Here is a 26981-nt window from a genome sequence, read left to right as displayed (position 1 = left end):
TCCGATTGTATTTTTTAAACCAATTAACATTTTAAAAATGAACCATACAACAAATAAAATTTGAGCCATACAGCAAACCCATCTTTTCTGTTTCTGACGAACTTTGTGGTATTAAAATCATCAAAATGAAACAGATTAATACAATTTACATCAACGGTGAATTTGTTACACCGAATGGAACAGAAACATTTGACCTTATAAATCCTACAACCAATCAAAAAACCGGAGAAGTAGTTCTGGGAAATGAAGAAGATACCCGAATGGCCATCGCTGCAGCGAAGAAAGCATTCAAAACATTTTCAAAGACAACAAAAGAAGAACGCATCAGTATTCTTAAAAAGCTTCATGAAGCTGTGAGCAAACGGGAGGATGAACTGGTTTCTGCGATGGTGAATGAATATGGAGGAACATTGCAATTCTGCAGAATGAGCGTTCAAAATGCAATTTCAGCCTTCACAACAACCATTACTACGCTGGAATCTTATGACTTTGAAAAAACAGTCGGACATTCTAAAGTCCGTTTTGAATCTCTGGGAGTCGTGGGAATCATTACTCCATGGAATGCCAGCAACAGCTTCATCTGCAGCAAGCTTGCCACTGCTATTGCTGCAGGATGTACCACCGTTATCAAACCCAGTGAAATGAGTGCGGCACAAACCCAGCTGATTACGGAATGTTTTCATGAAGCAGGTTTACCGGAAGGCGTATTCAATATTGTAAACGGATTAGGAAATGTTGTAGGAGCTGAAATCACCCAGCATCCGGACATTGCTAAAATCTCTTTTACCGGATCTACATTAACAGGAAAAGCAATTGCTAAAGGTGCTGTAGATACGATGAAAAGAGTAACCTTAGAACTTGGCGGAAAGTCTCCTAACATCATCCTTGAAGATGCCGATCTCGATAAAGCTATTCCTATGGCTGTTTTCGGAGCTTATATGAACAACGGGCAGGCATGTATCGCCCCTACCCGTCTGCTTGTTCCTCAAAACAAGCTAAATGAAGTGAACGAACTGGCGAAAAAAGCTGCAGGACAGGTAAAAGTAGGAAACCCTAATGAAGAAGACACTCTTGTCGGGCCTATGGTAAGTACCAAGCAATTTGAAAGAGTACAAAGTTATATTCGTCTGGGACAGGAAGAAGGCGCTACGCTGCTTGCGGGGGGAGAAGGCAAACCGGAAGGCCTTGAAAACGGAAATTTTGTAAAGGCTACCATTTTTACTAATGTTCGTAATGATATGCGTATTGCGCAGGAGGAGATTTTCGGACCTGTATTGTCTATTATTCCTTATGCCAACGAAGAGGAAGCGATTGCGATTGCCAATGATACCACTTATGGTCTGGCAGCTTACATCAGCTCAGCGGATCAAGAACACGCGGAACGTGTTGCGGCGCAAATTGATGCAGGAAGAATCTGTATAAATGGATTTTCACATGATCCTTTTGCGCCTTTCGGTGGCTTTAAACAAAGCGGAATTGGCCGTGAGTTTGGGGTCTTCGGCTTAGAAGCCTATCTGGAACCAAAAGCTATTCTGGTGTAATATGAAATTCTTCACAGCACAATGTTCCCAGGATCATTCTGCTGTGAAGATTCTATGATCCTAAAAAAGTTTTGTAAGTTTGAAAAAGAATCGATCAAAAAATAACCCTCTGAGCCATGAGCGAAAATAACATTCCCTTTCCTATCAATTACTCCTGTCACTTTTCAGAATTCAGAGAAGGAGAACAGTTTGCGCAGATTCACAGTCTTGGGCTGCTTATTTCCGGAGAAATGGAGTTGAATGACGGTATTAACAAAACCATATTCAAGGAAGGAGAACTCTATTCTGCGAGGAAAAACAGCTTATTGAAATTTGCAAAATATCCTCCTAAAAATGGTGAAATCAAAACCGTTTCGATCTATTTTGATGATGCTATGCTGCATGACTTCAGCCGTGAATATGGATATCAGGCAGAGAAGAAAGACAATATTCCAGCCTTTATAAAACCGGATCAAAAAGCATTAACTTCTTTTATGTACTCATTATTGGCCTATGAAGATCTTACTGCTTCCGAAGAAATTCTGCGTCTCAAACAGAAAGAAGCTTTACTGCTTCTGCTGAACTATGATCCAGGTCTTAAGGATATTTTATTTGATTTTTCGGAACCTTATAAAATTGACATTGAAGCTTTTATGAACAAGAATTTTCATTTCAATGTTAATGTAGAACGTTTTGCTTATTTAACAGGGAGAAGCTTGTCTTCCTTTAAAAGAGATTTTCAGAAAATATTTGGGCTCCCTCCAAGGCAGTGGCTGCAGCTCAGAAGATTGCGGGAGGCTCATTTTCTGCTTACCCAAAAAGGAAGATCGGTTTCTGACATCTATCTTGATCTTGGATTTGAAAATTTATCTCACTTTTCTTTTGCCTTTAAAAAACAGTTTGGATTTTCTCCAAGCTCATTACAGGCAAAATAACTTAAACTTCATCTAGAAAAATATACCTGAAAGCGAGGATAACCAGGATCATAACTGCTATTGTAATGATTTTTACTTTCATATCGCTTTTAAGATTTTCAGGAGCATAACGCAATGTTTTTTTATCAAGATAAAAATCCGTGTAAACCTCTGTATCAATCTTCAGATCAGGGCGGAAAGTTTGTATACCTTTCAGAAAATGCCCGATAAGGTCATATCGGTTTTTAAGGGTAATTACATCCAGATTGATAAGCTTCTTTCTGGATTTTCTGTTTTCATCTTTTTCATGAACATACAGATTCTTTCTGAAGCTACTGTATTTTCCATTGGAAGCAGCTTCAGAATAGATATCTTTTGTATAAGGATCCTGGCTTTTGACCAAATCCTGATATCTAATTTCTGAAAGAACTTTGTCATTCCTGTTAAGAAATAGAATTCCCTGATGGTTGATCAGCATACCACTGATTTTCTTATCTTTATTTCTGGTGATTTCATAAGCCAGCCAACCTGATAGCGCCCCTGTAATAAGAAAGAGAAAAAGAAAAATCATTGTAGCAGAAGTATCCGGAGAAGATGCTGAAACAGCCTCAATAAAAAATATGAGTAAAATAACAGCGATTACTGCAAAAAGAATGACGATACTCCACCTCAGTCTGGCCGTATATTCAGGGCTGTAGGTTTCCGATCTCATTTCAGGAAATGATTCTTTCATGGGTTTATTTATAGTTAACTGGTTATCAATTGTCAACAATTTTTAAATAAAAAAATATTCTTTTAAAAATGTCGAAGTGCAAAAATATACTATATAAATGAATAACCAATATTAGAATTCATCAATGTTTTAGGGATTTAAAAAGACAAATCGTGCTATGAAAATCATAACACGATCTGAATTGTTGAATCTAATTATTTGAAAGTTTTTTTAAAGTGCATATTCTACTGATGCTTCTTTAGCAGCTGCTACCATTGCTATTAAAGCTTTTTCTGTTTCCTCCCAGTGTCTGGTCTTCAGTCCGCAGTCCGGATTTACCCAAAGCTGATTGGCAGGAATTACATTCTGGGCTTTTCTCAACAGCTCAATCATTTCTTCTTTTGAAGGAACTCTTGGTGAGTGAATATCATACACGCCAGGACCAATTTCATTTGGATATTTGAAGTCTGCAAAGGCATTCAACAGTTCCATCTGAGAACGGGAACATTCTATGGTAATCACGTCGGCATCCATATCGGCAATGTTTTCAATAATATCATTGAACTCTGAATAGCACATATGGGTATGGATCTGTGTGGCATCTTCTACTCCGCTTGCTGAAATTCTGAAAGCTTCCACAGCCCATTTCAGATAGTCTTGCCAGTCGGTTTTTCTTAACGGAAGCCCTTCTCTTATCGCAGGTTCATCAATCTGAATAATTCTGATTCCTGCTTTTTCAAGATCTACCACCTCATCACGGATCGCCAAAGCAATTTGTTTACATGTTTCCGAGCGAGGCTGATCATCCCGTACAAATGACCATTGTAAAATCGTAACAGGACCGGTAAGCATTCCTTTCACCCATTTTTCAGTCTGAGATTGCGCATATTGAGACCAATATACCGTCATAGGAGTCGGGCGGGAAACATCTCCAAAAATCACAGGAGGCTTTACACAACGGCTTCCGTAGCTCTGTACCCATCCATTTTTAGTAAATACAAATCCTTCCAGCTGTTCTCCGAAATATTCAACCATATCATTGCGCTCAAATTCTCCGTGTACCAGCACATCAATTCCGATTTCTTCCTGCCAGCGAATCGTTCTTTGGGTTTCTTCTTTCAGTAGAGCATCATATTGTTCTGCTGTCAGCTCTCCTTTTTTGAACTTTGCTCTCCAGCTTCTTACTTCTGTGGTCTGAGGAAATGATCCGATTGTTGTGGTTGGGAATAACGGAAGCTTTAATTCTTTTTGCTGTTCTTCTTTACGGATTTTGAATGTATTTATCCTTTGAGCATCCTTTTCAGTGACAGCATGGGCTCTTTGCTTCACTTTATCATTATGGATAAGAGATGACGTTCTTCTGCTTGCAATTGCTTTTTTATTGTCTTCAAATATTGCAAGAATCTGTTCATTTTCTGTTCCGGAAGCCAGCTCTTTAAGCGTTACGACTTCTTCTACTTTCTGTTTGGCGAAAGCCAGCCAGTTTTTAATCTCAGCATTCAGGTTGGTTTCAAAATCCAGATCGCAAGGTGAATGAAGCAATGAACAAGATGGAGCAATTAAAACCCTTTCAGATCCTAATTTTTCAACAGCTTTTTTGATGAAGGACAATGACTTTTCATAGTCATTTTTCCAGATATTTCTTCCATCAACCACTCCTAATGAAAGGCTTAAACTTTCCGGAATAGCATTCAGAATATCATCCAACTGCTCAGGATTTCTTACAAGATCAATATGCAGTACCTCCACAGGAAGTGAAGCGGCAAGCGATACATTATCTTTCAATCCGTCAAAATATGCAGCTACAATAAATTTCAGTTTCGGGAAACGTTTTCTTATTTCAGAATAAACAAAATGATAAGTTTCTTTCGCTTTCTCCGTTAAATCCAACGCCAGAAAAGGTTCGTCAAACTGAATCCATTCAGCGCCATGCTCCTGAAGTTTTGTTAAGATCTCTGTGTATACGGAAAGAAGATTTCCAGCCAGATCCAGTTTATCAAATCCTTCTTCTTTTTCTTTTCCTAAAAGAAGATAAGAAACAAGTCCGATGATAACTGGCTTTGCGTTGATTCCCGCCTGTTTTGCTCCTGCAAATTCATTGAAAATTTTATCCGAGCTCAGCTTAAACTGTTGGTTTTTATAAAATTCGGGAACGATATAGTGATAATTGGTGTCAAACCACTTGGTCATTTCCATTGCTGTGATATCCAATCCTTCTTTCTGATATCCTCTTGCCATGGCAAAATAAAGATCCAGTTCAGAATTATTATTTTTCAGCACCACTTCATGATAACGTGCCGGGATTGCTCCTACTACAAGGCTCATATCCAATACCTGATCATAATATGAGAAATCATTGCACGGAATAAGATCAATTCCTGCTTCTTTCTGAATATTCCAGTTTTGGTTACAGATAGTTCTGCCTGTATTCAGAAGTTCTTCCAGAAGAATTTTACCTGACCAATATTGCTCGCAGGCTTTTTTGAGTTCTCTTTTGCTACCAATACGCGGATAGCCCAGAATGTGAGTTTGCATTTTTTAAACTTTTTAATTAAACTTAATGATAAAGCCCTTTAAAATGTTTCATAATGCTTTGGGTAAAGAGTTTTTGGAAAACAGTAATATAGCGAACGGTACAATTTTTCTCACACGAAAAAATGCATTATCCGATATATCATCTGTATGACCCAAAAGCTTCAGACCGCGAAAGCATTGTCAATTCAGTAAAGGCAGGTCTCCTGACTTGTAACAGTTTCTGTCATCCTTCCCGCTTTGGCAGTGGATATGCAAGGACAGAAACCTTTGGTGTATTACTTACAGTTGCGCGACAGCTCATGATTCTCACACGATTCCCTATTAATTTACCTTAAGTAAAACCTTTCCTGTTTGATGAAGTATCTTTAAAGAACTGTACTTTTATTGATAACAATTGCCATCATTAAAAGTTTTTAATTTTGTGTAAAATTAATAATACAGAATAAAAACACAATCAAAGTAAATTAATTAAGCAAATTAATCTTTTAAAAAATAAAATTAAAGCATATAATTCTGTAAATTTGACTGTTTTAATACTATAAAAGAATAATATTCTGTGGAACAACTCGATGATAAGGATGTACAGCTGCTCAGGCTGCTCCAGAAAAATGCAAAACTGACCGTAAAAGAACTTGCAAAAGAAGTAAACCTTTCTACTTCGCCGGTTTTTGAAAGGGTAAAAAGACTGGAACAGGACGGATTTGTAAAAAGATATGCTGCTGTTCTTGATGCTGAAAAGCTCAACCGTGGGTTTACCGTTTTCTGTCAGATCAAACTAAAAATTCACGACAGGTCTGTAGGCTATGATTTTGTAAAAGAAATTTTAGAAATTGAGGAAGTTGCTGAGTGCTATAATATTTCCGGAGATTTTGACTTTCTTCTGAAAGTACAGGTCAGAGATATGAAACATTATCAGGATTTTGTATTTAACAAGTTAGGCTCTGTAGATTCCATCGGAAGTACTCACAGTACTTTTGTCATGGCTGAGGTGAAAAACAATCATGGACTGACCATATGATTTGATAAGGAGTTGAAAAATTTTGACTCTAAAAAAGATTTCATCCCCTATTCTTCTATCCACTTTCTGAAGGAAGAGGTATTGCTTTGGCTGGTAATAAGATGGTCTTTGTATCCTTTTATTTTGATGGAGAGGCTGTTTTTGTTGTAGCGTTCTATTCTTTCAATATGTTTTTTTTGAACAAGTTCGCTTCTGTTGATCCTGAAAAAGGCTAAAGGATCCAGCTGTTTTTTCAATTTCTTTTAACGTTGACTCATTCAGCAGATTTTTCTTTCCGGCGGTGTCAACGGCAAAAACAATTCCTTCCTCTGCTTCAAAGAAAGCAATATCTTCAGTATTTATAAAATAAATTCCCTGATGTGAACTGATTGTAAATCTCTTTTTATAGTTTTTTCCGGGATGATTGTTATTAAGCATTTGCTGAAGTTTTACTAAAACATCCTGCTGTTCAGATGCTGTGCTTTTCAGTAACAGAAATTTGTTCCAGGCTTTTTGGAAACGATCCTGTGAAAATGGTTTTAAAAGATATTCTATTCCATTACTCTCAAAGGCATTCATCAAGAACTGATCATAGGCCGTAGTAAAGATAATCGGGCTGGAAACATCCACCTGATTATAGATTTCAAAGGCATTTCCATCCAATAATTCAATATCAGAAAAGATCAGATCTACATTTGAATTTTTAAAAAAAGCGATGGCTTCTTCTACTTTGTCAATTTCTGCAACAATTTCAATCGATTCGTCGAGCTCACTGATGAAACGTTTCAATTTGTTTCTGGCCGGGATTTCGTCTTCGATGATTACCACTTTTATCATATTTCTTATGCTGGAATTATAGGAATGATTACTGAAAATTCATTTTCTGTTTTTAAAATCTCTACCTGCTGATCTGTTAACAGCGCATACTGTTCTATAAGATTATTCAATGCTCTTCCAGAAGTTTTCTTACTGTTTCTCTTGGGAAGCCTGTTATTAGAAACAGTTATTTTATGATTCAGATCTATTATAATCAAAACAGGATTGACAAAGGTTCCAATATTATGCTGAACGGCATTTTCCAGCAGCAATTGCAGTGAAAGCGGAATAATATTCCCTGAAGACCCATTATGATTCACTTTCAAAGAATAAACATTTCCATATTTGTACTGTATCAGTTTAAAATATTTTTCTGCAAAAGCCAATTCTTCTTCCACTGAAATTATTTTTTTATCCGAAACATCCAGAACATAGCGGTATATTTCAGCAAATTCGTTCAAAAAATCAGAAGCTTTTTGTTTATCCTCTTCAATGAGTTGATCCAGAATATTGAGATTATTGAACAAAAAATGAGGATTAAGCTGTGCCTTCAGCTGATTAATTTTACTGTCAGACAATGCCTGATGATAAAGAGCCAGCTGTTTCTGATAGGCTGTATTCTTTTTATAATAGCGATAAGCCAGGAAAAAACTCCCGTATATAAAGCCACCAATGAGATCTGAAAAAGTAGAGAGGATAGCTACTTCTTTGTTGAAATTTTTCTCAACAGCCCCAAAGGCCAATGAAATCATAAAACCTATTATTTTTATCACCAACAGGTAGGTTAAAAGGGAAGAACTGAATATTTTAAGAATATCCGCAATACTGAATGTTGATGATTTCTTCCAATTCTTAATGAAAAAATCCATAACAAAAAAAAGAATACAGGCACTGATAAAAGTGGCAACAGCAGCTTCCGGAGTAAAGATATATGCATCTAATGTCCTTCTTATAATTATACGGATATGAATAGATTGCAGATAGGCAAACAAAAGTACAAACAGAAGGAAATATCTGTTCTGATTAATCTGTTTTAAAATAGTTTTCATCAGCTTTATGAGTGGTCATTTTTTCACAAAAATAGCCCTATATTTTTACAGAGCTATTTCTTTGTATTATTATTTTTTCTTTTCGGGAAACGAGGCAGTAATATTCCCTTTAGCATCTAAAAAGTCCAGCTTGGCTTCATTATTTTTATCCACACAAAACCTGGCTCTTGGCTGCCCTTTGCTGTCAAATAAAAACAGTCCGTTATTTTCATCTTTAGTTTTCCCAAGCAACATGCGTGGAGCCCCTCCAATCAGCCCCTGCTGTTCATATTCTTTATATTTTTTCTGTACCGCTTCCGGATCTTTCAGCAGATCCAGCTCTGCCATGATCTCTCCGGTTTTGATTTGTGATTCTTTTGATGGACGATCATTGAAATAAAGTCCACTGGAAACTATTCTTTTATCTCCTTTTCTGTAATCCTGAGTCAGCAGCTGCATCACCTGATCTCCGTCGTACTGATCATAGGTAAGCGATAGTCCGGAACTGTGCCCGTTCTTATTTTTCTGCCCGTCATAGATAAAACCACCACATTCAATCCCGTCTTCATTGAAGAAAAGCATCCCAGACCGTTTCTTTCTTGTTTTATTGGTAGGACTTCCATTGATCTTCTCTTCTCCGTTAGGAAATTTCCCGACATTGGTAATAATCATTTTTACAGTACCGTCTTTTTCAACAATATTGATTCTTTCAACATCTATTTCAGTAAATTTCTGATTCCCATCTGTTTTGAATGCCGAAGCTGTTAAAAAAACGATTCCAATGACTGCTGCGAAAGCAAATGTTCTTAAAAAAATTAATTCCCTGTTCATTTATTATAGTATTAACTGTTTCTATTTTGATAGGTCAAAACTATTAGAACCATGGCTCTTATTCAAACCGAAAACAATGGACTAAGGAAATAAAGAAATAAACGGAAGATTTTTACAGATGAACATACAGTGACTCCCTTTCTGTAACCAGCATCAATTCACCCCATAAAAAAATCCGCCACTCTATGACGGATTTTCTATTATTTTTCAGCTTTTTTAGGCTCATTAATTCGCAGCCGGATCAATAAGCTCTGTTGTAAGCCCTAATGATTTTAAGAGATTTTTACTGTCAAAAAGTAAGGTTGCATAATGTTTTCCTTTCTTAAAAATCAGTTTTGAACCGCCAGGAAATTCACTGCCAGCATCAAGCTTCTGAGTCTTCGGATTGTATTTACTCAATTTAACTTTACTATCCTGCAAGGTACTTTTGTTCAAGGTAAGACCAAAAGGCAGTCCTTCTACGATCAAATGTTTGTTGTCTGAAATCGTAAAAAACATTTCATTCACTGTATTCTCTTTTCCCAGGCTGCAATAAAGCTCCAATCCTATCTTTGTAGGCCATTTCGCATACTTTTCTTCATTGGCATCTTCATAGAACACTGTTTTTACATTCAAAGCTTTTGAAATTTTATCGATGGTTTGCGGGAAAATAAATTCAGAATTTTTGTCTAATAAAGAGTTTAAGGCCGCTGTTTTCTGTGAAAAAGCAGTTATACTTACTAGTTGAAAAAAGATTGTCAGAATTAAAGTGGATGGTTTTGTCTGCATTAGAACTCTTTTAATAATTGTAATGATTGGATGGCTAAAGGTATTAAAATTACATTATTTGCCTCTATAAAATTTTTATTAATCTTTTAACCACAATAAAGTCTAAGCCTCCTACTATGCCTTTTGTTGTTTCAAAAATAGAATTCAATACATAAATTCCTTCAATTGAGGACCTGATTCTTTATTCCCTTTCCTGTACATTGAATACCGTACCTGCCGGATCTGTAATCCAATGCATATTTTCAGGAAGTTTTTCAATTTCGTCACAGATTTCTATACCATTTGACTGTAAATATTGTGTTGCTACTTCTATATCAGGAACTGTAAGCTGTAACCAGGTTTCGGAATGGGTGTAGTTGTCCACACAATCTAACCAAAGAATGGTATTCCCAAATTTCAATTCATGGGTTCTGGAAATCGTGGGATTATTAATCGGTTTTTCCTCAACTTCAAACTTTAAAATATCTCTGTAAAAAGCAACTGTTTTCTCATACTTATTTTTGGGAATTTTTATGGCGATATTGATTCCCGCTTCAAATTTTGTATTCATAATACGATTTATTTATCAGGCTATTTTAAAAAGCCATTCAGATAATTCAGAATCGTTGTGGTCTGCATCATCAGGCTGACATGGCTTTGGCCAGGAACAATGGCCAACTGAGATGCAGGCATAGCGCCCATATCAGCAGCAATGCCACCGCCTAATAATTTATAGGTTTTTGCAAGCTCAATTTTATCCAGTCCATCATTGTCTCCGGATATAATTAAAACAGGTGCTGAAATTTTAGAAATATTAGAATCTCCCAGATCAAATGGCTGTTGAGCTGTGGCTATCATCTGCTCTAAGAATTTTGCCCATTTTGTCTTATCAGGGGCTACTGCCTCATATCCGGTTTGTAGAGGACTGTTCATAAAAAGGGCAGGCTTCATTGTTTTAAAAGCATTACTTACTTCAGGTATCCAGCCACTACTTTTATAGGTTGCTGAAATAATCACCAGCTTATTTAGTCTTTTAGCATCTTGTATAGCAAACTGGTAAGCAATGGATCCACCAAAACTATATCCTACGACATCTGCTTTATCAACTTTCAGATAATCCATCACCCCTGCTACATCACTTGCTAACGTGGTATGCGATAATTTTCGTTCTGAAAATGGGGTATGTCCATGTCCCTGCAGCTCAATAGCGATTACTTTCCTATTTTTTGAGAGCTCAGGAATCAATTCTCCCCAATTCATATCAATGGTCATAAAGGCACCATGCAGCAATACAATGGGCACACCTTTTCCATACACTTCATAATACACTTTAATGCCATTAACAGGCGCATAGCCACTCTCAGAAGGTTTTATTTTCTGTCCATATAACTGTGATGTTGTACACATAATGGTTGTAATAACCAGTATTGTTTTCAACAGATCATAAAATTTGAATACATTTTTCATACTATTATTGAGATTTGAGGTTAGTTAAAAACTTTTAATCAAAATTACCAAGTCATGATGAAAACTCACTTGTCACAGGACAAGATTTTATCTGGATGAGATGAATTATTTGTGGATTCTGTTTAGAAAAGTATTTCGTGCTTTACATAGATTACATTTTTGTCTGATTACAGAAGGATTATCACGAAATACCACATAAATAAATCAATTAAAGATAAATATTTTCAATATATTTTCATTTTAGTTACCAAAAATTGATTAATTTCGAACATCACTAAACCTCAATATTATGAAAAATTTAAAAAAAATCGAAAGACAGGAATTGAAAACAATTAAGGGTGGTATTGATTGCAGAGGGGGTCAGTTATGTTTAATCAGCGGAAAATGGCAATGCATGCCCTATGATGGATGTGGCGGTGGAAATCAACCTTAAATCTTAAGTCTAACCTAATTACTTCAGTATGAAAAATTCTAAAAAAATTTCAAGAGATCAGTTGAAAAGTATCAACGGCGGAGCGGTAAGCTGCTCCGAAGCCTGCTGTCCTCCTCCGGGAATAAAAAGATGTCCCTGGGTGATTTGTATTGCACCTTGTGAGATATTAAGCTAGAAACCCTGTATTTTACAAAAGTACAAACCTGTAATTCTTATGAATTGCAGGTTTCTTTGTTTTTAAACTACTCCTTATCATCGTATAATCATTTGACCAATCACGAGCTTACAATAGAATCCATACAATTTAGATCGTTTTTTATTTAAAATAAAAAAGCAGATTGAAAATCGAGTTAGTCTTTTTTAATGCTCAAAAACAGATCCAAATGGGGGTGTAAAATTCATTTTATCACATCCTATTCAATAATGATATTTAAGCAACAACAAACCAGCGTTAATTTTCAATATATTTTTTAATATGATAACCATACATCAAATATTTTAAAAATTTGAAAACTGAAACAATTATAAATTTTTATTTTTTTAAATTTCGCCCTAAAACACTCATATTTTTAACAAATAAACTTTATTTTTAATTACATTTTGCAAATATTATAAAATATTAACCAACATGTTAAATATTTTATTTATTTTTACAAAGAGTACGTTACTTAATTTAAACATTAGAAAACATTACAAATGAAAAATTTATTCTTATCTGCAATTGTAGTATTTCTATTCAGTTACGCTACAATTAATGCCCAAGTAGGCATCAATAACACAACTCCAAATACAAAATCGGTATTGGATATTGTATCAAAAAATAACAATACCGGAGTCCTGTTTCCAAGGCTGACCACCGCTCAAAGAGATGCCATTGCCCCTAGCACAACAGACCCTTCCATTGATGGATTGTTGATCTACAACACCGATAATAAGTGTTACGAATTTTGGAATCGTACAGCATGGGTATCTACGTGCAGCAGCACTACACCAGATGTTCCTCCTCTTTCAGGTGTGAAGTTATTATCTTATGAGCAGGATCCTACTTATACATTCGCTACCCCCGTATTTATAGATTTTTTTAATTCTTTTGATAACTTTGGACCTTTTCCTTCGTCCACTATTCAAACCGATGGATCTTCCCTAACTCCGGACAAGATAACTTATACAAGTTTTCCTATTAATTTTCAAAATTATAATATTATTGGAGTATCATACCGTCCTGGTATTGATTTGACTCCAGCAGAGGTAACAGCTTTGGTAACTTTTGCTAACACACCCAATAAACACCTTTATTTTTTCACAGAAGGCTTTTCACAAGCCCAAAAATTATCTTTGCTGAATCAACTTATTGGTGATATCACGCTGATCCCAGCAGATATTGTAGGTACCATTGGGTCAAACGGAGATACTAACCCTGCAGGTCCGTGTTATTTTCTTGCAAATGATCCACTCAACAGTTCATTTACCAATGGTCCATTTGGGGTATTGCAAAGCGGAACTCAAAGATTCATAGATCATGCATCTTCTTCCAATTCATTTTCTTATGCTAAATTAAGCACCAGTGCTAATATACAGATCATTGCAGCAGATGGTTTGCTAGCAGGAGTCCCTCAGCCCACTTCAAAAGTTGGAGTATTTAAAATAAAGAATAAGAATGTTTTTGTTATTGCTGATGGCGCTCCATTTTTTGGAGGCACAAATAATAGCGGTCCTTCCTGCATGACACCTTCTGCCGTTGGTGGAACCAGAGGAAGAAAACCTCTAGTATGTGATCCTGTTTCTTCAAACGGAACAAACTCCGGGGTTGGAATATTAATGGCTAATATTATCGCCTGGTCATTGAAGCATTTATAAAATTTTCACTAAATAAAATTATATAAACCCACTAAGAACTAACCTATACACTTTGTTCTTAATAAGTTTTTTATATACCTATAAACAGAACATTTTTTTATAGTTTTCAGAACTTTAAAAAGATTTTAATTAGTTTTCAATTATCACTTTGCTCTTTCCTACTAAGCTGATCAACTTTAAAGGGAAGAGCTTTTTTATTCAATAGAATAAGAATCGCAAGAACTGTAACGTTAAAATTAAAGAAGCCAGGCTCATTAATACAGTTAAGAACTCTATACCTTCCATAAGCAATGCTTTATTTGCAAAGAACGATCAAGGCTAAGGCCTAAAGAGATCGGAGATTATTATTTAATTCAGAACCGATATAAACAAAAAAAATCTGTAAAACATATGTTTTACAGATTTTGTACTATCCACAGTGAATAGTTGCGGAGAGAGAGGGATTCGAACCCCCGGACCTGTTACAGTCAATAGTTTTCAAGACTATCGCAATCGACCACTCTGCCATCTCTCCTTAAACTCCGGTTGTACCGTTGTTTTCAGTGGTGCAAATATAGAAAGTTTTTTATTACTGACAAAATATTTTTTCAATAAAATTTGAATTTCTATAATTTTACAGAAAACTCCATTTTTTCAGGCCTTCAAAACAAGAACATTAACAACTCAACATCAATTAATTAACCACAAACAGGGAATATTCCGTCTTTAATATTATTTTTCAACAATATTTTATCCGTAGTAATATTCTGTGGTGACATCTCCGCTAAAAGCCGGATGCATGTCCTGTTTCTGCATATTAAGCTCAAATAATCTTTCGCCATTTTTATTTCCACCCCGTATTTTTAAAGAATACCATCCGTTTTCCAGGGAGAGGGTTATGCTATTACCTTCATTAATAGAAGTAATATCTTTTAAATATCCAATACCGACAATTTTCACTTCATTATTAGCGGTCTGAAATATCCATCCTCGCGACTCTACCTCTACCTCATCATCATTCAAAATCTTTTCGTCATTCACTGAAACCCGAAATGCATAATAGTCTTCTTCTACACCTATTATTGGAATTGCAATTCCTGATTTCGTTATTTCATCCCCATGTTCGTTTTCTACAAAATATTTTAAAATATTATTACCCTGAAGATGATTTTCTTCCAGGTATTTTGCTAAAAGCTGTGGACTGAATACCACAAAACCTTTAAGTTCAGAGAATATTTTCTTCATATATATTTGGATTGGATTTGGATTAAATATCTTATAAAGGAATAAGCGATATGAATTTTATGTTATCATTGAATTTTTTAAAATTTTGAGATGATCATTAAACCGACTCTGTATTTATCTTCTAATGAGCACATTAACTATCATTGGAGGAAATATTATGCTGGCATTAAATTCTTTTTAAACATTTAAAAATTCTTGCCAGAGGTTGACTTGAAAATCGTAAAAATTCTTTGAAATTACTCCCTGTTAAATTTTCTACAACCTCATATAAAGACTGACCGACTTTTTTAAACCCAATTCCTCTGAAATCGGTTAAATATATATCAAACTCACTGTCTGACCCTGATTCCGGATCCCAAAAAAGGTACAAACCATTATCACTGGAAGCGAAAGGAAATACCCTTTTTAATAATTCAGGAGATCCATCCGGCTCTATACTAAACCAAATATCATCATTATTAACATCATCTATATAGGTACTTTTGATTCCTTCCGTTCTTACAAACAAAGAATCTCCATAGTTTTCCATGGGCAGATAAATATGAAACTCTTCAAGGGCTAACCCGTATCCATATTGCTGCACAAATCTTTTATAAGATTCAGGAAATCCTTTTCCGTTTGAAAATCTAAAACTTTCTAATTCTGTAACATTCCCAAACTCTGTAGGCGTTCCTATTATTTCTAAATTAAATTCTTTATTTTCCATAGTTAAATTATACACAACATTTTGTATTCTGCCTTAGCCCATTATCTATTTCTTTATCCACAAGCACATTGCCGTCCTGGTCTATCGCAAACATTTTAATTTTTTCAGGTATTAATTCATCCCCTTTATATATTGGTGTTACTTCTACCAATACCTTATTATTAGCATCTGCATTTGCATGGTTTGTAATTATACTTTCATATTTAGTCATCCCCGGATGGTTAGTTCCATCTGTAATGGTCACTAAATTTTTAGGATCTGTACCACTTCCCCCATGATTATTGGCAATCAAATGCCCTCTTTGCTGGTGATATGGATGCTCCCCACCCAGCCAGCCCGGAGGACTTATGGAGTTTGAAGCGGAAGAACCGGTACCTATTGTAGATTTTGTAACTTCTGCAAAGCCTCCGGTGGGTCTTCCTAAGTGATCGAGATCATAATATTCTGGAAATAAGCCAAACTTATCTAATAATTTATTAACATCCCAGACGTAAGAATAAAGCTGCAGCCCTCCACCTATACCAATTTTATCTTTCTGGATATATCTTCCACTTTCAGGATTGTAATATCTAAATCTGTTATAGGCCAGCTCAATCTCTTCATCATAGTATTGTCCTTGGTATATAAATGGTATAAAATGACTGGTTTCATGAATTATTTTACCATAAATATCTAATTCTCTTTCCCAAACCTTTTCACCTTTTTCGTCATAAGCTAATATTGGAGTTCCCAAATAATCAGAAATGATACTGTAAGTACTACCATTTTCTATTTTAGCTGCAGGGTTAAAATTAGTTAAATCATATACCCAGGTCACCACATTTTCCACAGGTTCTTTGCCTGCAATGACGTTTCCTTCATCATCTACAACCGTTACGGGATCTTCCTCTGCATCGTAGCTCCATTCATGGAGAAGGACATTACCATCCCAAATATAGCGAGTTATTTTCTTTAGTCCAATTTTTGAAGTTCTTCTTCCCAGTGCATCATATTCAAAGCTTATTTCCCTGCCATCAGGGCGCTTTACTTTCTCCAGCATTCCATTGGCATTCCAGGAATAAGCCCAATCTCCTGAGAACCATTCCTGGTTTTGGACTTCTGTTGAGGTTTCTTCATTTACATTGGGTAAATCGGCTCCATCCGGCATTTTCGGACTGTTTAACCAATCTGAAGCAATAGTTTTATAGTAAGGATGTGCATTATTGGGGTCTCCCGTATGCTCCGACTTCACATTATTGATCGGCCGTTTGCTTTTTAACAGTAAGTTGCCTTCGTCATCGTAATGGTAAAACCAGTTTTTATCCCGCATCAACTGTCCTCCCTTACTATAAATACGGTCTGTACGTTTGGCACTTTCATATAAACATCCTGTAGCATCCGGATTTTTATATTGTACTTCTCCGGTGGAATATTCAGCCGCCATCAAGCTTCCGAAAGCATCATAATCAAACCTTGTCCTTCCGCCAGTCACCCTATCCAGGGTATGCAGCAAACGGTTTCCTGCTCCCCAGTTGTAATCTTTATGGAAAGCGGTATTGGTTTTATTCACTGTCACTTTCTGGCTTACGGGCATTCCGATGTGATCGAATTCAAAAGTACTTTCCAGACCACCAGTCATTTCACGGGAAAGCATCTGTCCGTTCCGACTGATCTCAAGATTCATATACCAGGGTAAGATTACCTCTTTAGCTGTTGCAGAAACATTTCTAAGCTGCCCCAGATCAGTATAAGAATAATCAATTTTTGCTCCTAAACTGCTCTGCAGACCAATGAGTTTTCCCTGATCATCATACTCGTATTGAATAGCATGCTCACCTTGTTTTTCGCTGGTAACCTGTCCTAATTTATTTCTCTGAAAACTAACACTATTATTTTCATTGTCTGCTTTGATCAATAATCCTGACGTATCATACTGATAGGCTTCCCAAGTTGCGTCCGGATAATGGGTTTGTGTTATTCTTCCTGCCAGATCATACTCATAAAAGATATTTTTCCCATGAGGGGTCCTTCTTTGAGTAACCAATCCGTCTTTATCGCGAACAAAGAATTTTTTCTGCCCCTCAAAGCTTGTTTCTCCTATGATTTCATTGTTATTATTTCTTTCAAAAGAGTAGATCTCTCCTTTTTCATTGGTGATGCTCATTAAGTTCTCGTAAGCATCGTATCCGAAAGCTAAGGTTTCTTCTTTTTTACTGGTAAGCGCATTCCGGCGAACCTGTCTTTTCAGGCTTCCCATGGGAGTATAGCTCATCAGCCATTCTGCCCGCCCATCTGTAGCATAAACCGGAAGATCATAAGCATCGTAACGAAGTTTTAATGGTGATTGTCCCTGTTCATTTACTTCCACTACTCTTCCCATATTATCCCTGTTCCATAGAATCCTGTTTAAAGGTTTCGGACTGAAAACCAATAATCTTCCATATTCATCATACTTCCAATATTGTTCAGCTCCAATTGTATTGGTCAATTGAATAAGCTGACCTCCATGATTATATTCGTAAGAGGTTGTCACATTTTCTCTTATACTTCTTTCGGGAAGTCTTTCCCCATCGGCATATTCATAATAGATACTTTCTTCTGCAGCATCCGTATGGCTGATCATCCTTCCAACCTCATCATAATTCCATGTTTCAGAAGTTCCTGAAGGTGAGAAACGAGCAGTCACTTGTCCGAATTCATTGTACTGATAATGATATTCTTCTCCATCGGGACTATGGAAAGTCTTAATATTTCCCATTTCGTCATAGGTATATCCCTGAACCCTTCCTTCCGGGCTGCCTATCATTTTCAACTCGTTGTGCGCTGTAAAATCATACCATGTTTCCCCACCCTCTCCATTTACTTTTTTGTAAACAAGAAAGTTTTCATCGTAATAATAGCGCTCGGTTTTATTGTTCTGTTTTGGATACAGTACTTCTGTAAAACCTTCGTCATCATTGTAAAGAAGCCTACCTTCCATATACCCATCCACTCCTTTGGTATGAACTACTCTTCCTTCTGCATCATATTCCCACTGATAGCTCATTCCGTTTCTGTTGGTTCTTTTCACCACCTGGTTTTTCCCATCATATTCAAAGGCAATCGCCTTTTTGTGAATATCCCAGACATGGGTAAGATTTCCGAGATCATCATAATCATAACGAACCTGCAGATCTCTCTGTTTTTTATAACAGTAATATACTTCCGTTACTTTTTTATATTCAGGATGAATAACAGTTTCTATACTGAATCCACTCTTCACATCCTTTATACTTTTCAGGACAATGCTACGGTCTTCATATTCATATTCTCTGATGGTACCGTCCCCATATTCAATACGAGCCACCTTATAGATTGTTCCTTCTGTAATATGATGGAAACGTCTGTAAGTGTAGATATCAGTTCCTTTTCGGATCACCCAAATACTGCTGCTTGGCCTGTACTGCCATATTTTCTGATCTCTGAAATAGGTCATTTCTTCTCCTATTTCAGGTGCGGGAATCAACATTGCAATATTCTCATAAGGATGCATCCATCCGGCAAACTTATTGTCTTCTTCAGGAAGAATAAAAAAATCATGATTATTAAAGACACCGTTTCCTAAAGGCCCAAAATCATAAGGTCTGTCACTATGCCATACATTTCTCCATTTTAAAGGAGTGCTTCCCTGAATTTCAAAATCATTCCATTCAAAAACCATAGCTCCAGTAGCAAAATTAACGGGTTCCAATCCCCAGTGACATAACTTTTTAGACAAAGCATTGGTAAATTTGAATTTATTGAATGGGGCTTTTTTAAGGACACTGTTATTCAATTTTTTTAACCCATTCGCTCCCAGTTTCCCTATTTTCTTAGTCAGACTTCTCATTAAAAACATCCCTGCAAGACGCATCAGCATTTCACCGGGTGTATAGACATGTGGAACAAAGGCTCCTCCCACCAATACAGGTCCACCCGTATTGATCTGAATATACATGCTTGAAAAGTTATTATAGAAGGCAAAGTAAGCCAACGGATTTTTCTTTGGCTTATCCGGCATCGCTGGCAGCATGGTCATTCCGAAAGGAAATCCCATACAGGTAAGAACCTGCTGAGGCTGGTTTCCACTCATTTTACTTCCCTGCGCCAAAACAGTTTGTGAACCATAATAGACTTCTCCTTCGTGTGGAGCTTCCTGCGGAAAAGGAATGAGGTACACGGGAATCAATGAGGTGATATGCCTGAACGGAATTACCACTCCCATTACACTTGTAGTAGTGGTTGCCTTGTGTCTTCCGTGAACGTATATAGAGCCTCCCATCGGAATGCTTTCCGGAAGAGACGGCATCAGGTTCCTTGCAAACTGAGGAATAGGAATCGTGATGGTAATATAATCCATGATGTCGAAAACAATTCCGATAAACGGATGTGGCAATGGCAGCGGAATGAGCATGAATGATGGCGGCGGCGGAATCAACGTCCAGTGGATATCAATAGCCAGCACAATATCAAAATGCTTACTCGTATGCTGAATCGCAGTGGATGGCATTGCCGGAGTGTTGACTTTGATCAGCTTTATTTTACTTTCAGGAGCCGCTTTTTCTGCTGTCACAGCGCTATCTCCACCTCCTCCGCCACTACTTTTTGCAGGCTGTGCGCTGTCTCCTCCAGCTATAGATTTCACCATAGAAACCGGATTCAGGGAGTCGACATTATTTTTCATCCCGTTCTTCCAGCCCTGTGTGGTTTTGTCCCAGCTTCCCGAAGTCACGTCCGCATTCACCTTTAAGGAGCGGTCCGGATTCATATTCGGTTTTTCAACCTTGATGGGTTTTACTGTTTTTTTATTCTGATCTGCCATGATTCTTTTAATTTGAGGTTACCCAGCTTTTGGTCTTTCTACACTTACTCTCCAATCATCACCAAAATAAGTCTTCATTTCGCTGTCCAGTTTTTGTTTTTTATCACGATCTCCTTCATATTTGAGAATCAGCATTGACGCCACAAAACGAAGACTGCTTTGTTCCCGCACTGAAGGATCCATTAATTTTGCTATATCGAGGCATTTTTCAAAATACCTGATCATTTTATCTTTTGTCAAAACAGTATCATTCAGCGTTCCGATGATTCTATAACATTCAATAGCCATAGCGTATTCTCCTATCTTCTGTGCTGTTTCTGCAGCTTTTTCAAATATTTTTTCTGCTTTGGATTTTTTGGAATTACTCAATAAATGGCTTCCATAATTCATATACATCTGAATTTCCAAAGGGGAATCGGGTTCTATTTCTTCAAATATAATCTGATACGTATCTTCTGCTCTGTCTTTTTTCTTGTCTGCAGTATAGGCCTGGGTAAGCATAAAGTAGGCAGAGATCTCCCCCTGTTTGTTCTTTTGCTCTTTAGCCAGTTTCACTGCTGTTTTCAACGCATGTTCTGCTTCCTTGAACCTTTCTTTGCTTAAATGATTACTTGCAATAAGAATCTGCTGCTGAAAATCTGTATCCGGACTGTTTTTTTTCCGGTTGGTATGAGCTGCGGTATTCTGCATTAACTGATGAATATCTACTTCTACTCTAAAACTGTGCGCAGAAGAAATTGGTGATAATGTTCTGTGCGTGTGATGCTCGGCCCAGACCAGTGTAATATCTTTATTTTCCGATGTTTCACAGATCCTGCACCATTCTTTTACCCACAAAGACAGCTCTTCAGTATCGCTGATCCTCAGTGGAGCGATGTAGAGATAGATTTTTGAATGCTGAATATTGGGGAAGTTTTTCTTGAGTTCCAGCAGCGGATAAAATGCTTTATAGGCATCTGTTTTAAATTTTTCTTCCGGATTTTTCAAATCCCATTGCGGAATATCTTCTTCGCTTTTTTTCAACATTTCGTAGAACTCAGTCCATTCGTCCAGTAAGGTCTGCCCGAATGAATTCATCCCATTAAATTCCTGATAATGGAGCAAAAAAACATCATCGCTTTCTTCATCTTCAGAAAGTCTCGATTTGATAAATCCGTCAAAAAGATCGGTTTCATGTTTTTCTCCTATACAGATCAGCATGGGTTTTTCCTCGTTCTTTGAGACTACTTTCTGCCATTGCCTTTTTAATTTTACCAACTCCAAGTCTACCGGATTCATCTGCGTTAATTCAGTTTTACAGTTCCACTTACAATATTTGTCTCACTTCCGCCACCTACATTTATTTTACCTCCACTGCTGAGATTGGCTTCTGTATCACCTCTCATGGAAAGGGTTTTGGTTCCGATATCCAGTGTATCTGATTTGATTCCGATTCCTGAAGTAGGATCACCGTCTTCAGGTCCTACACCCACTCCAATACTCGATGTTCCTCCGACTCCGATATTGATTCCCTGCACAAATATTTCTTTTCCTTTGATCTGAATATTCCCATCTTTATCCATATAAAGAGAACTGCTTCCACAATTCAGAGTAATGGAAATTTTACTGTCTATGGTTATATTTCCTGCTCCATCCAAAAAAACGGAGTTTTGATCTTTGTCTCTTACGGTAATTCCCCCGGCATCATCCAGGCTCATGGTATGTCCACTTTTACTGCTTAGACTTTTGATATTATTTCCGGTTCCGCCACCGCCGCCAACGCCACCATGAAACATTCCTCCCATCACAAACGGACGGTCAGGATTCTGATGGGCAAAGTTGACCACTACCTGGTCTCCCACTTCCGGAATTGCCATGAATCCCCTATTTTTGCTCACTTTCTCGCTTCCCCCACCATCGGGAGTCATTACCCGGATATATTCGCTTGTAGTAGAGCCATTTTGCCAATCAAATTGCACTTTCACTCTTCCCTGGTTTAAAGGATCTGTATTGGAAATTACTTTTGCAAACTGAGCATCTGCTTTCGGTGTGTGAAACTCCGGGCGGGGAATAAATCCCGTATCGGAAGCTATGGCCTCAAATGTTCCGGTGTAATATCCTCGGGCATCCACCTCATGATACATATCCATAATCATAAGCTTGGTGAAATAGGTGGTCTCACTGCTTTCGGCTTTTCGCATTTCAATATCAGCAATACAGCCAGGATAAAGAAATGGTACTGTGGTAATTCCTGAAATAACGAATACCTCAGAAGCTTTGCTTCCTGCTGTTCCTTTCTGGGAATTTTCCACATCCATAAAAGACACAGCTTTTATAGGAGCCACTCTTAACGAAGGAGTTGTAAAGGTTTTCTCTGAAATTTCGTAGGCTCGTTTTGCAATATCCGAAGTATGATTAATCTTTGAATTCCCAGCGGTTAATTTTTCATTTTTACTGCTGTTATATCCATAAAATGAAGGATTTACGTGTTGCGCTTTCATCTTTATTTTAACATCGCTTACACTGCTTCCATAAGTCAGTTTTACAGGTTTTTCCTGAGGGGGAAGTTTCCCGAAATGAAGAACTTCACCATCATAATAAAACTGTTCCCCATAGGCTTCCGCAATTCTTGCCAGATAGTTGTAATGGGTTTCTTCATATTGAGAAGTGTAAGAAATATTTCCGTGTGCAGCATCTACTCTAAAGTCAAAGCTATTCTGCCCCAGACCTTCTTTGATCACCTGATCTGCAATGCTGTTCAGACTGATCTCCTGTGCTCCTCCAAAACTTTGAATGTGGGGAGCTGCATCTAATAACACTGTGGGGCTTGACCCCGTAAGGACAATATTTCCAAGACTTCCTTTTTCCTGGCTGAAGCCTACTTCAGTAATCACTCCTACAAAGTTTCTTTCGGGGCCGTCTTCTACATCTTTATATCTGAAAATTACGGTAATTCTTTTACCAAGAAAATTCTGAGCTTCTTCCAGATTATGATTTTCTGAGCTTCCTAATGTATCGTGAGCCAGCATCAGATCAAATTCGTGATGTTTTACAGCGCTTTGTTTTAATTGAAAATGCTTGAAATGTTTGATTACTTTTCCGTCAATCACTATTTCAAGTTGTATCACACGGTTGATTCCTGCTACCTGATTGCCGGGAATTGTATTGGCATTGTAAATTCCGGAAGTCGGTTGTTTGGACCATACTTTGTCTTCTACCAATGTGGGAGGATTAGGCTGTTTGACCTGATTCATAAACATTTGTGAACCGTTCTGAACCATTCCTGTATAGGCTTGAGCCTGAACCATTTTTTCTGTAGCTTTTTTAATGGTTCCACTGGATTTTTCCTGTACTTCCTTGGCTGCTTTGCTTACCGCCTGGTCTTTCAGGGTTTCTTTTACATTATTTACAGCTGGGATTTTATCTTTGGAAACAGGCATTTTGGATGAATGATCGTCCTGAAACATAATTATAATATTTTGATTGATTAGGTGTCAAATTTTTTAAGGCTAAAATATATCTGAGAAAAAATCAGATACACTTTCGTTATCCGAATTCCATTCTATGAAATCCGTATATTGAGGTCAAAACAGGGTATATAGTAATTGTAAAAAGGTAAAGCAGAACATTGTATCTACTTTACTCCCTGTTGAATTCCGGAATTTCTTCTGAATTTATGGGTATGCTATGCAAATTTTAATCATTATTAATTTCTTTTGTAATTGATTGGTGGTATTACAAAGATAAAACGGTAATTGCTATTCAAAAAATTTTCGGAAGCTAATCTGAAAATTTGTAGTAGTTCTACGACTTTTTATTAATAATTCTAAAGCAAATGATTAAAAATAATAATTAAACAACTCTATATCAGATTAATATTTAACAATTTTTAATAAATAAAAACATCATATTTATCACTTAAAATGGAAATAATACAAAATTATTTTAAATTGCAGCAACAATAAAACCCTCTGAAATAATGAATTTTCAGAGGGTTTTATCTATAATACTTCAATGAATGATTTTTTACAGCTTTCTAAGCTCTGAGACTTTTTTGAGATAAACATCAGTCTGATCCAGAAACTCCTGATCGGTCTGCTGAATTTTAATATGTGGTATAATACCCTGTCCTCTTTTCTGATCCGAAAGATTCTGCGCATCCTGAATCACATGAACAATAGAAAATCCTGTCTGGATGCCGGTATTGGGAAGTTGATATACCAATGGAAGATGCCCGTTATGTTCGTAATACCCACCTACTGTTTCTTTTCCGATTACTACTGCATTGGTGTAGGATTTAATCAATGAGGCAAGATGTGAAGCCGCAGAAGCCACACGCTGGTCTACCAGCAGATAAAGCTGCCCTTTAAATGTCCTGTCATTAGGCATAATTAAAGGATTTTTATCATCTGCCCAATAATATTTTCCTTGAACATTTTTAGGATAAAGCTGTTTCAGATAGGCATTCAGCCCATGTTTATCCTGTACTCCATTGGAAAGAAAAAGAGAAGTGATGATCAGTTTCTCTTCCATAGGCACCTCATTGAAATTAGTATAAGCATAATGACTGTCACGGAAAGGTCTTTCTGTAAGATAAGTGAATACCTTTTCATACAAAGCTCCTGTACCTCCGGTATTTCCTCTAAGATCAATAATAAGGTTATTTATTTTCTCGCGTTCCAGGGTATCCATCATCTGATCAAGGAAAACACTAAATTTTTTATAAGCAGGATCTTCTTTTCCGGTTGCAAAATCAAATCCCCTCAAAGATAACCGATATATTCCATCTCCTTCTTTCGTAAAACTGTATTTTTCGGAGAGTAGTTTTTTGTCAAAAGTTAATGAATGTCTTGAATCCTGAAGCTTTTTAAATTTTTCTAATGAGATTCCCGGTAATGAAACTTCTTTTACATTTCCATTCCATTGATAGCTGATGATATAGTCTTTGTGAGTACCGAATTCTATATAAAACTTGTCCAGCATTCCTCTCTCAAAACCCGCCGTTTCTTTGTAAGGCATTGAATAGCCGTCAGAAAAATAATATTTTGAAAAACGGCTAATCATTTCTTTCGCAGGAACTCCGTTGACAGAAAGGATTTCGGCACCTAAAGGCAATGCCACGTCTTTTGAATCCTGAAGCAGACGGCCATCCATATTCTTCAGTGTAATGGGTAAATATTCCGGTTTTTGTGTGAGGTAATAAGAGGCGTGGTTGGGCAGATCTGTGTAGTTATGACAGCTTCCTTCAAATCCGGTAACATTGGCAATAACTTTATAAAAATCGAAAATATTCCTGCTGTTTCGGGCTTCAATCTCAGCCTGTTGATACATACTGTCAATCTGTTTTCTGGTTCTGTAAACATACAACCCTGAGTTGGCTTTTTCTCTGATAGAGCGGAATGTTCTAAGGTCTTCCACAAACTGGTCAGGGCTGAACTGCCCGTCCAGAATAGCTACATTTTTAGATTCAGTAATGGAAACTTTAGCCGTTTTACTTTTCTCAGCATAAGATTTAGCCCAGATTTTAAGCTCATATTTTTTCCCTTTTTCCGGGGTAAAGTATAAGCGTTCAACACTTTTTATTCCTCTGGAATCATCCTGTTCTTTCAACTTTTTACCATCCATGAACAAGGCAACCCCCAAATTTGCATCTTCGGACTGCACCGAAATCCATGAAGGTTTATGAGATTGTGGAGCATATTTTAAAGTATCTCCCGGTTTCAGTTCTGAATGCGTCTGTGCATAAGCATTGTTTAGTAACAGCACTAAAGGAATGATGAAAGGTCTGGTCATTACTATTTTTTGAATGGGCTAATATACAAATTAACCTTACCCGATTGAACAGCCTTCAATGATTCCTTTTAATCCTATAATTTCACACTCATTTCCTGAACTTCTTCTGCCGAAAATCCGTAGATCTGAGGTGTTTTTACATCCAGAAGATTCAGATAGATATATAATTCTGCTCTGTGATGAATTTCATGTTCTATCATGGCACGAAGCCATTTCCATATTGAAATTTCGTTGTTAGCCGGAGTTAAGCATTTACGGGTAAGATCTTCATCAGATAATCTGTTGATAATTTCCAATGTCTGTGTATGCATCTCATTGAAAAATGCAACACTATTTTCATAGCCGTCAGCCAACTCTTTTCCACATCCCGGATACGCACTTTTCCTTCCGGAAATGGTTTCCCCATACATATACCGCTCAATAGCAGCAATATGTCTGATCTGGTCACCAATCGTAAATTTTCCGGGTTTATAGGAAAAATCGATATGCTCGGGAGGAACCACTTCAATAATACGATGGGTTCTTTCTCTTATCTTTTTATAATAATCCAGGAATGATTCTACAGTTCTTATTTCCATATCTGTCTTGTTTTATCTGATCGTA

Annotated in this window: 22 protein-coding genes, 1 tRNA gene and 1 riboswitch; of the genes, 6 read left to right on the top strand and 17 right to left on the bottom strand. The window is 36.9% G+C overall.

Going from position 1 to position 26981, the window contains the following annotated elements:
• The first annotated feature begins 125 nt into the window (after positions 1–125).
• Both C1634_RS08590 and C1634_RS08585 read left to right on the top strand, forming a co-directional pair.
• Positions 126–1541, top strand: a complete 1416-nt coding sequence (locus C1634_RS08590; RefSeq protein ID WP_103234724.1) for an aldehyde dehydrogenase family protein — start codon at positions 126–128, stop codon at positions 1539–1541.
• 116 nt (positions 1542–1657) lie between these two features.
• The gene (locus C1634_RS08585) at positions 1658–2455 is read left to right on the top strand and encodes a helix-turn-helix domain-containing protein (RefSeq protein ID WP_103234725.1); all 798 of its coding nucleotides are present in this window, start codon (positions 1658–1660) and stop codon (positions 2453–2455) included.
• Between the two features lies 1 nt (position 2456).
• Here C1634_RS08585 and C1634_RS08580 read toward each other — a convergent pair whose 3' ends face one another.
• Together C1634_RS08580 and metE are read right to left on the bottom strand one after the other, a co-directional pair.
• Positions 2457–3167 carry a hypothetical protein gene (locus C1634_RS08580; protein ID WP_109738233.1) on the bottom strand — a complete coding sequence of 237 codons (711 nt, stop codon included), beginning with the start codon at positions 3165–3167 and terminating at the stop codon, positions 2457–2459.
• Positions 3168–3377: 210 nt separating this feature from the next.
• The gene (metE, locus tag C1634_RS08575) at positions 3378–5681 is read right to left on the bottom strand and encodes a 5-methyltetrahydropteroyltriglutamate--homocysteine S-methyltransferase (RefSeq protein ID WP_109738232.1); all 2304 of its coding nucleotides are present in this window, start codon (positions 5679–5681) and stop codon (positions 3378–3380) included.
• Between the two features lie 176 nt (positions 5682–5857).
• A riboswitch (cobalamin riboswitch) is annotated at positions 5858–6042 on the bottom strand.
• A gap of 195 nt (positions 6043–6237) precedes the next feature.
• Here metE and C1634_RS08570 point away from each other — a divergent pair.
• Positions 6238–6699, top strand: a complete 462-nt coding sequence (locus C1634_RS08570; RefSeq protein WP_089690995.1) for an Lrp/AsnC family transcriptional regulator — start codon at positions 6238–6240, stop codon at positions 6697–6699.
• Between the two features lie 47 nt (positions 6700–6746).
• On the opposite strand, the gene C1634_RS26510 is transcribed toward C1634_RS08570, so the two are convergent.
• The 7 genes from C1634_RS26510 to C1634_RS08535 form a co-directional block, all read right to left on the bottom strand.
• Positions 6747–6935 carry a LytTR family transcriptional regulator DNA-binding domain-containing protein gene (locus C1634_RS26510; protein WP_103235266.1) on the bottom strand — a complete coding sequence of 63 codons (189 nt, stop codon included), beginning with the start codon at positions 6933–6935 and terminating at the stop codon, positions 6747–6749.
• Positions 6862–7515, bottom strand: coding sequence for a LytR/AlgR family response regulator transcription factor (locus tag C1634_RS08560; RefSeq protein WP_109738231.1), 654 nt, complete (start codon positions 7513–7515; stop codon positions 6862–6864). The genes C1634_RS26510 and C1634_RS08560 overlap by 74 nt, the downstream gene beginning before the upstream one ends.
• Positions 7516–7520: 5 nt before the next feature.
• Positions 7521–8543: a sensor histidine kinase gene (locus C1634_RS08555; RefSeq protein ID WP_103235268.1), complete on the bottom strand. Its 1023-nt coding sequence runs from the start codon at positions 8541–8543 to the stop codon at positions 7521–7523.
• A gap of 69 nt (positions 8544–8612) precedes the next feature.
• Positions 8613–9353, bottom strand: coding sequence for a hypothetical protein (locus C1634_RS08550; protein WP_103235269.1), 741 nt, complete (start codon positions 9351–9353; stop codon positions 8613–8615).
• 225 nt (positions 9354–9578) lie between these two features.
• Positions 9579–10121, bottom strand: coding sequence for a hypothetical protein (locus C1634_RS08545; protein ID WP_109738230.1), 543 nt, complete (start codon positions 10119–10121; stop codon positions 9579–9581).
• Between the two features lie 181 nt (positions 10122–10302).
• Positions 10303–10671, bottom strand: coding sequence for a VOC family protein (locus C1634_RS08540; protein ID WP_103233485.1), 369 nt, complete (start codon positions 10669–10671; stop codon positions 10303–10305).
• Between the two features lie 20 nt (positions 10672–10691).
• A complete protein-coding gene (locus C1634_RS08535) occupies positions 10692–11567 on the bottom strand; it encodes an alpha/beta fold hydrolase (RefSeq protein ID WP_103233484.1) in 876 nt (291 codons plus the stop codon).
• A gap of 289 nt (positions 11568–11856) precedes the next feature.
• Here C1634_RS08535 and C1634_RS25960 point away from each other — a divergent pair, with 289 nt between their 5' ends.
• The 3 genes from C1634_RS25960 to C1634_RS08530 all read left to right on the top strand — a co-directional run bounded on the left by C1634_RS25960 (position 11857) and on the right by C1634_RS08530 (position 13857).
• Positions 11857–12000 (top strand): bacteriocin-like protein, encoded by a 144-nt coding sequence (locus tag C1634_RS25960; RefSeq protein WP_153816340.1) that lies wholly within the window; start codon positions 11857–11859, stop codon positions 11998–12000.
• Between the two features lie 28 nt (positions 12001–12028).
• The gene (locus C1634_RS25955; RefSeq protein ID WP_165835290.1) at positions 12029–12175 is read left to right on the top strand and encodes a bacteriocin-like protein; all 147 of its coding nucleotides are present in this window, start codon (positions 12029–12031) and stop codon (positions 12173–12175) included.
• Between the two features lie 521 nt (positions 12176–12696).
• A complete protein-coding gene (locus tag C1634_RS08530) occupies positions 12697–13857 on the top strand; it encodes a hypothetical protein (protein ID WP_103233483.1) in 1161 nt (386 codons plus the stop codon).
• 429 nt (positions 13858–14286) lie between these two features.
• On the opposite strand, the gene C1634_RS08525 is transcribed toward C1634_RS08530, so the two are convergent.
• The 8 genes from C1634_RS08525 to C1634_RS08490 all read right to left on the bottom strand — a co-directional run bounded on the left by C1634_RS08525 (position 14287) and on the right by C1634_RS08490 (position 26956).
• Positions 14287–14371, bottom strand: a tRNA-Ser gene (locus tag C1634_RS08525).
• 215 nt (positions 14372–14586) lie between these two features.
• A complete protein-coding gene (locus tag C1634_RS08520; RefSeq protein ID WP_103233482.1) occupies positions 14587–15081 on the bottom strand; it encodes a hypothetical protein in 495 nt (164 codons plus the stop codon).
• Positions 15082–15247: 166 nt separating this feature from the next.
• Positions 15248–15787: an SMI1/KNR4 family protein gene (locus C1634_RS08515; RefSeq protein WP_103233481.1), complete on the bottom strand. Its 540-nt coding sequence runs from the start codon at positions 15785–15787 to the stop codon at positions 15248–15250.
• Positions 15788–15794: 7 nt separating this feature from the next.
• Positions 15795–20606 (bottom strand): DNA/RNA non-specific endonuclease, encoded by a 4812-nt coding sequence (locus C1634_RS08510; protein ID WP_165835289.1) that lies wholly within the window; start codon positions 20604–20606, stop codon positions 15795–15797.
• 18 nt (positions 20607–20624) lie between these two features.
• On the bottom strand, positions 20625–21884 hold the full coding sequence (locus tag C1634_RS08505; RefSeq protein ID WP_103233480.1) for a tetratricopeptide repeat protein: 1260 nt from the start codon (positions 21882–21884) through the stop codon (positions 20625–20627).
• Between the two features lie 5 nt (positions 21885–21889).
• Positions 21890–24052: a type VI secretion system Vgr family protein gene (locus C1634_RS08500; RefSeq protein WP_109738229.1), complete on the bottom strand. Its 2163-nt coding sequence runs from the start codon at positions 24050–24052 to the stop codon at positions 21890–21892.
• A 559-nt stretch (positions 24053–24611) separates the two neighbouring features.
• Entirely contained in the window at positions 24612–26378 is a 1767-nt protein-coding gene (locus tag C1634_RS08495; protein ID WP_103235081.1) for a S41 family peptidase, read from the bottom strand.
• A 74-nt stretch (positions 26379–26452) separates the two neighbouring features.
• Positions 26453–26956 carry a DinB family protein gene (locus tag C1634_RS08490; protein WP_103235080.1) on the bottom strand — a complete coding sequence of 168 codons (504 nt, stop codon included), beginning with the start codon at positions 26954–26956 and terminating at the stop codon, positions 26453–26455.
• Positions 26957–26981 lie beyond the last annotated feature (25 nt).

The organism is Chryseobacterium viscerum (genome assembly GCF_002899945.2).
Taxonomy (GTDB): domain Bacteria; phylum Bacteroidota; class Bacteroidia; order Flavobacteriales; family Weeksellaceae; genus Chryseobacterium; species Chryseobacterium viscerum.
Note: the sequence above shows the minus strand (reverse complement) of the source record. Positions and strands in the feature narration are given on the sequence as shown.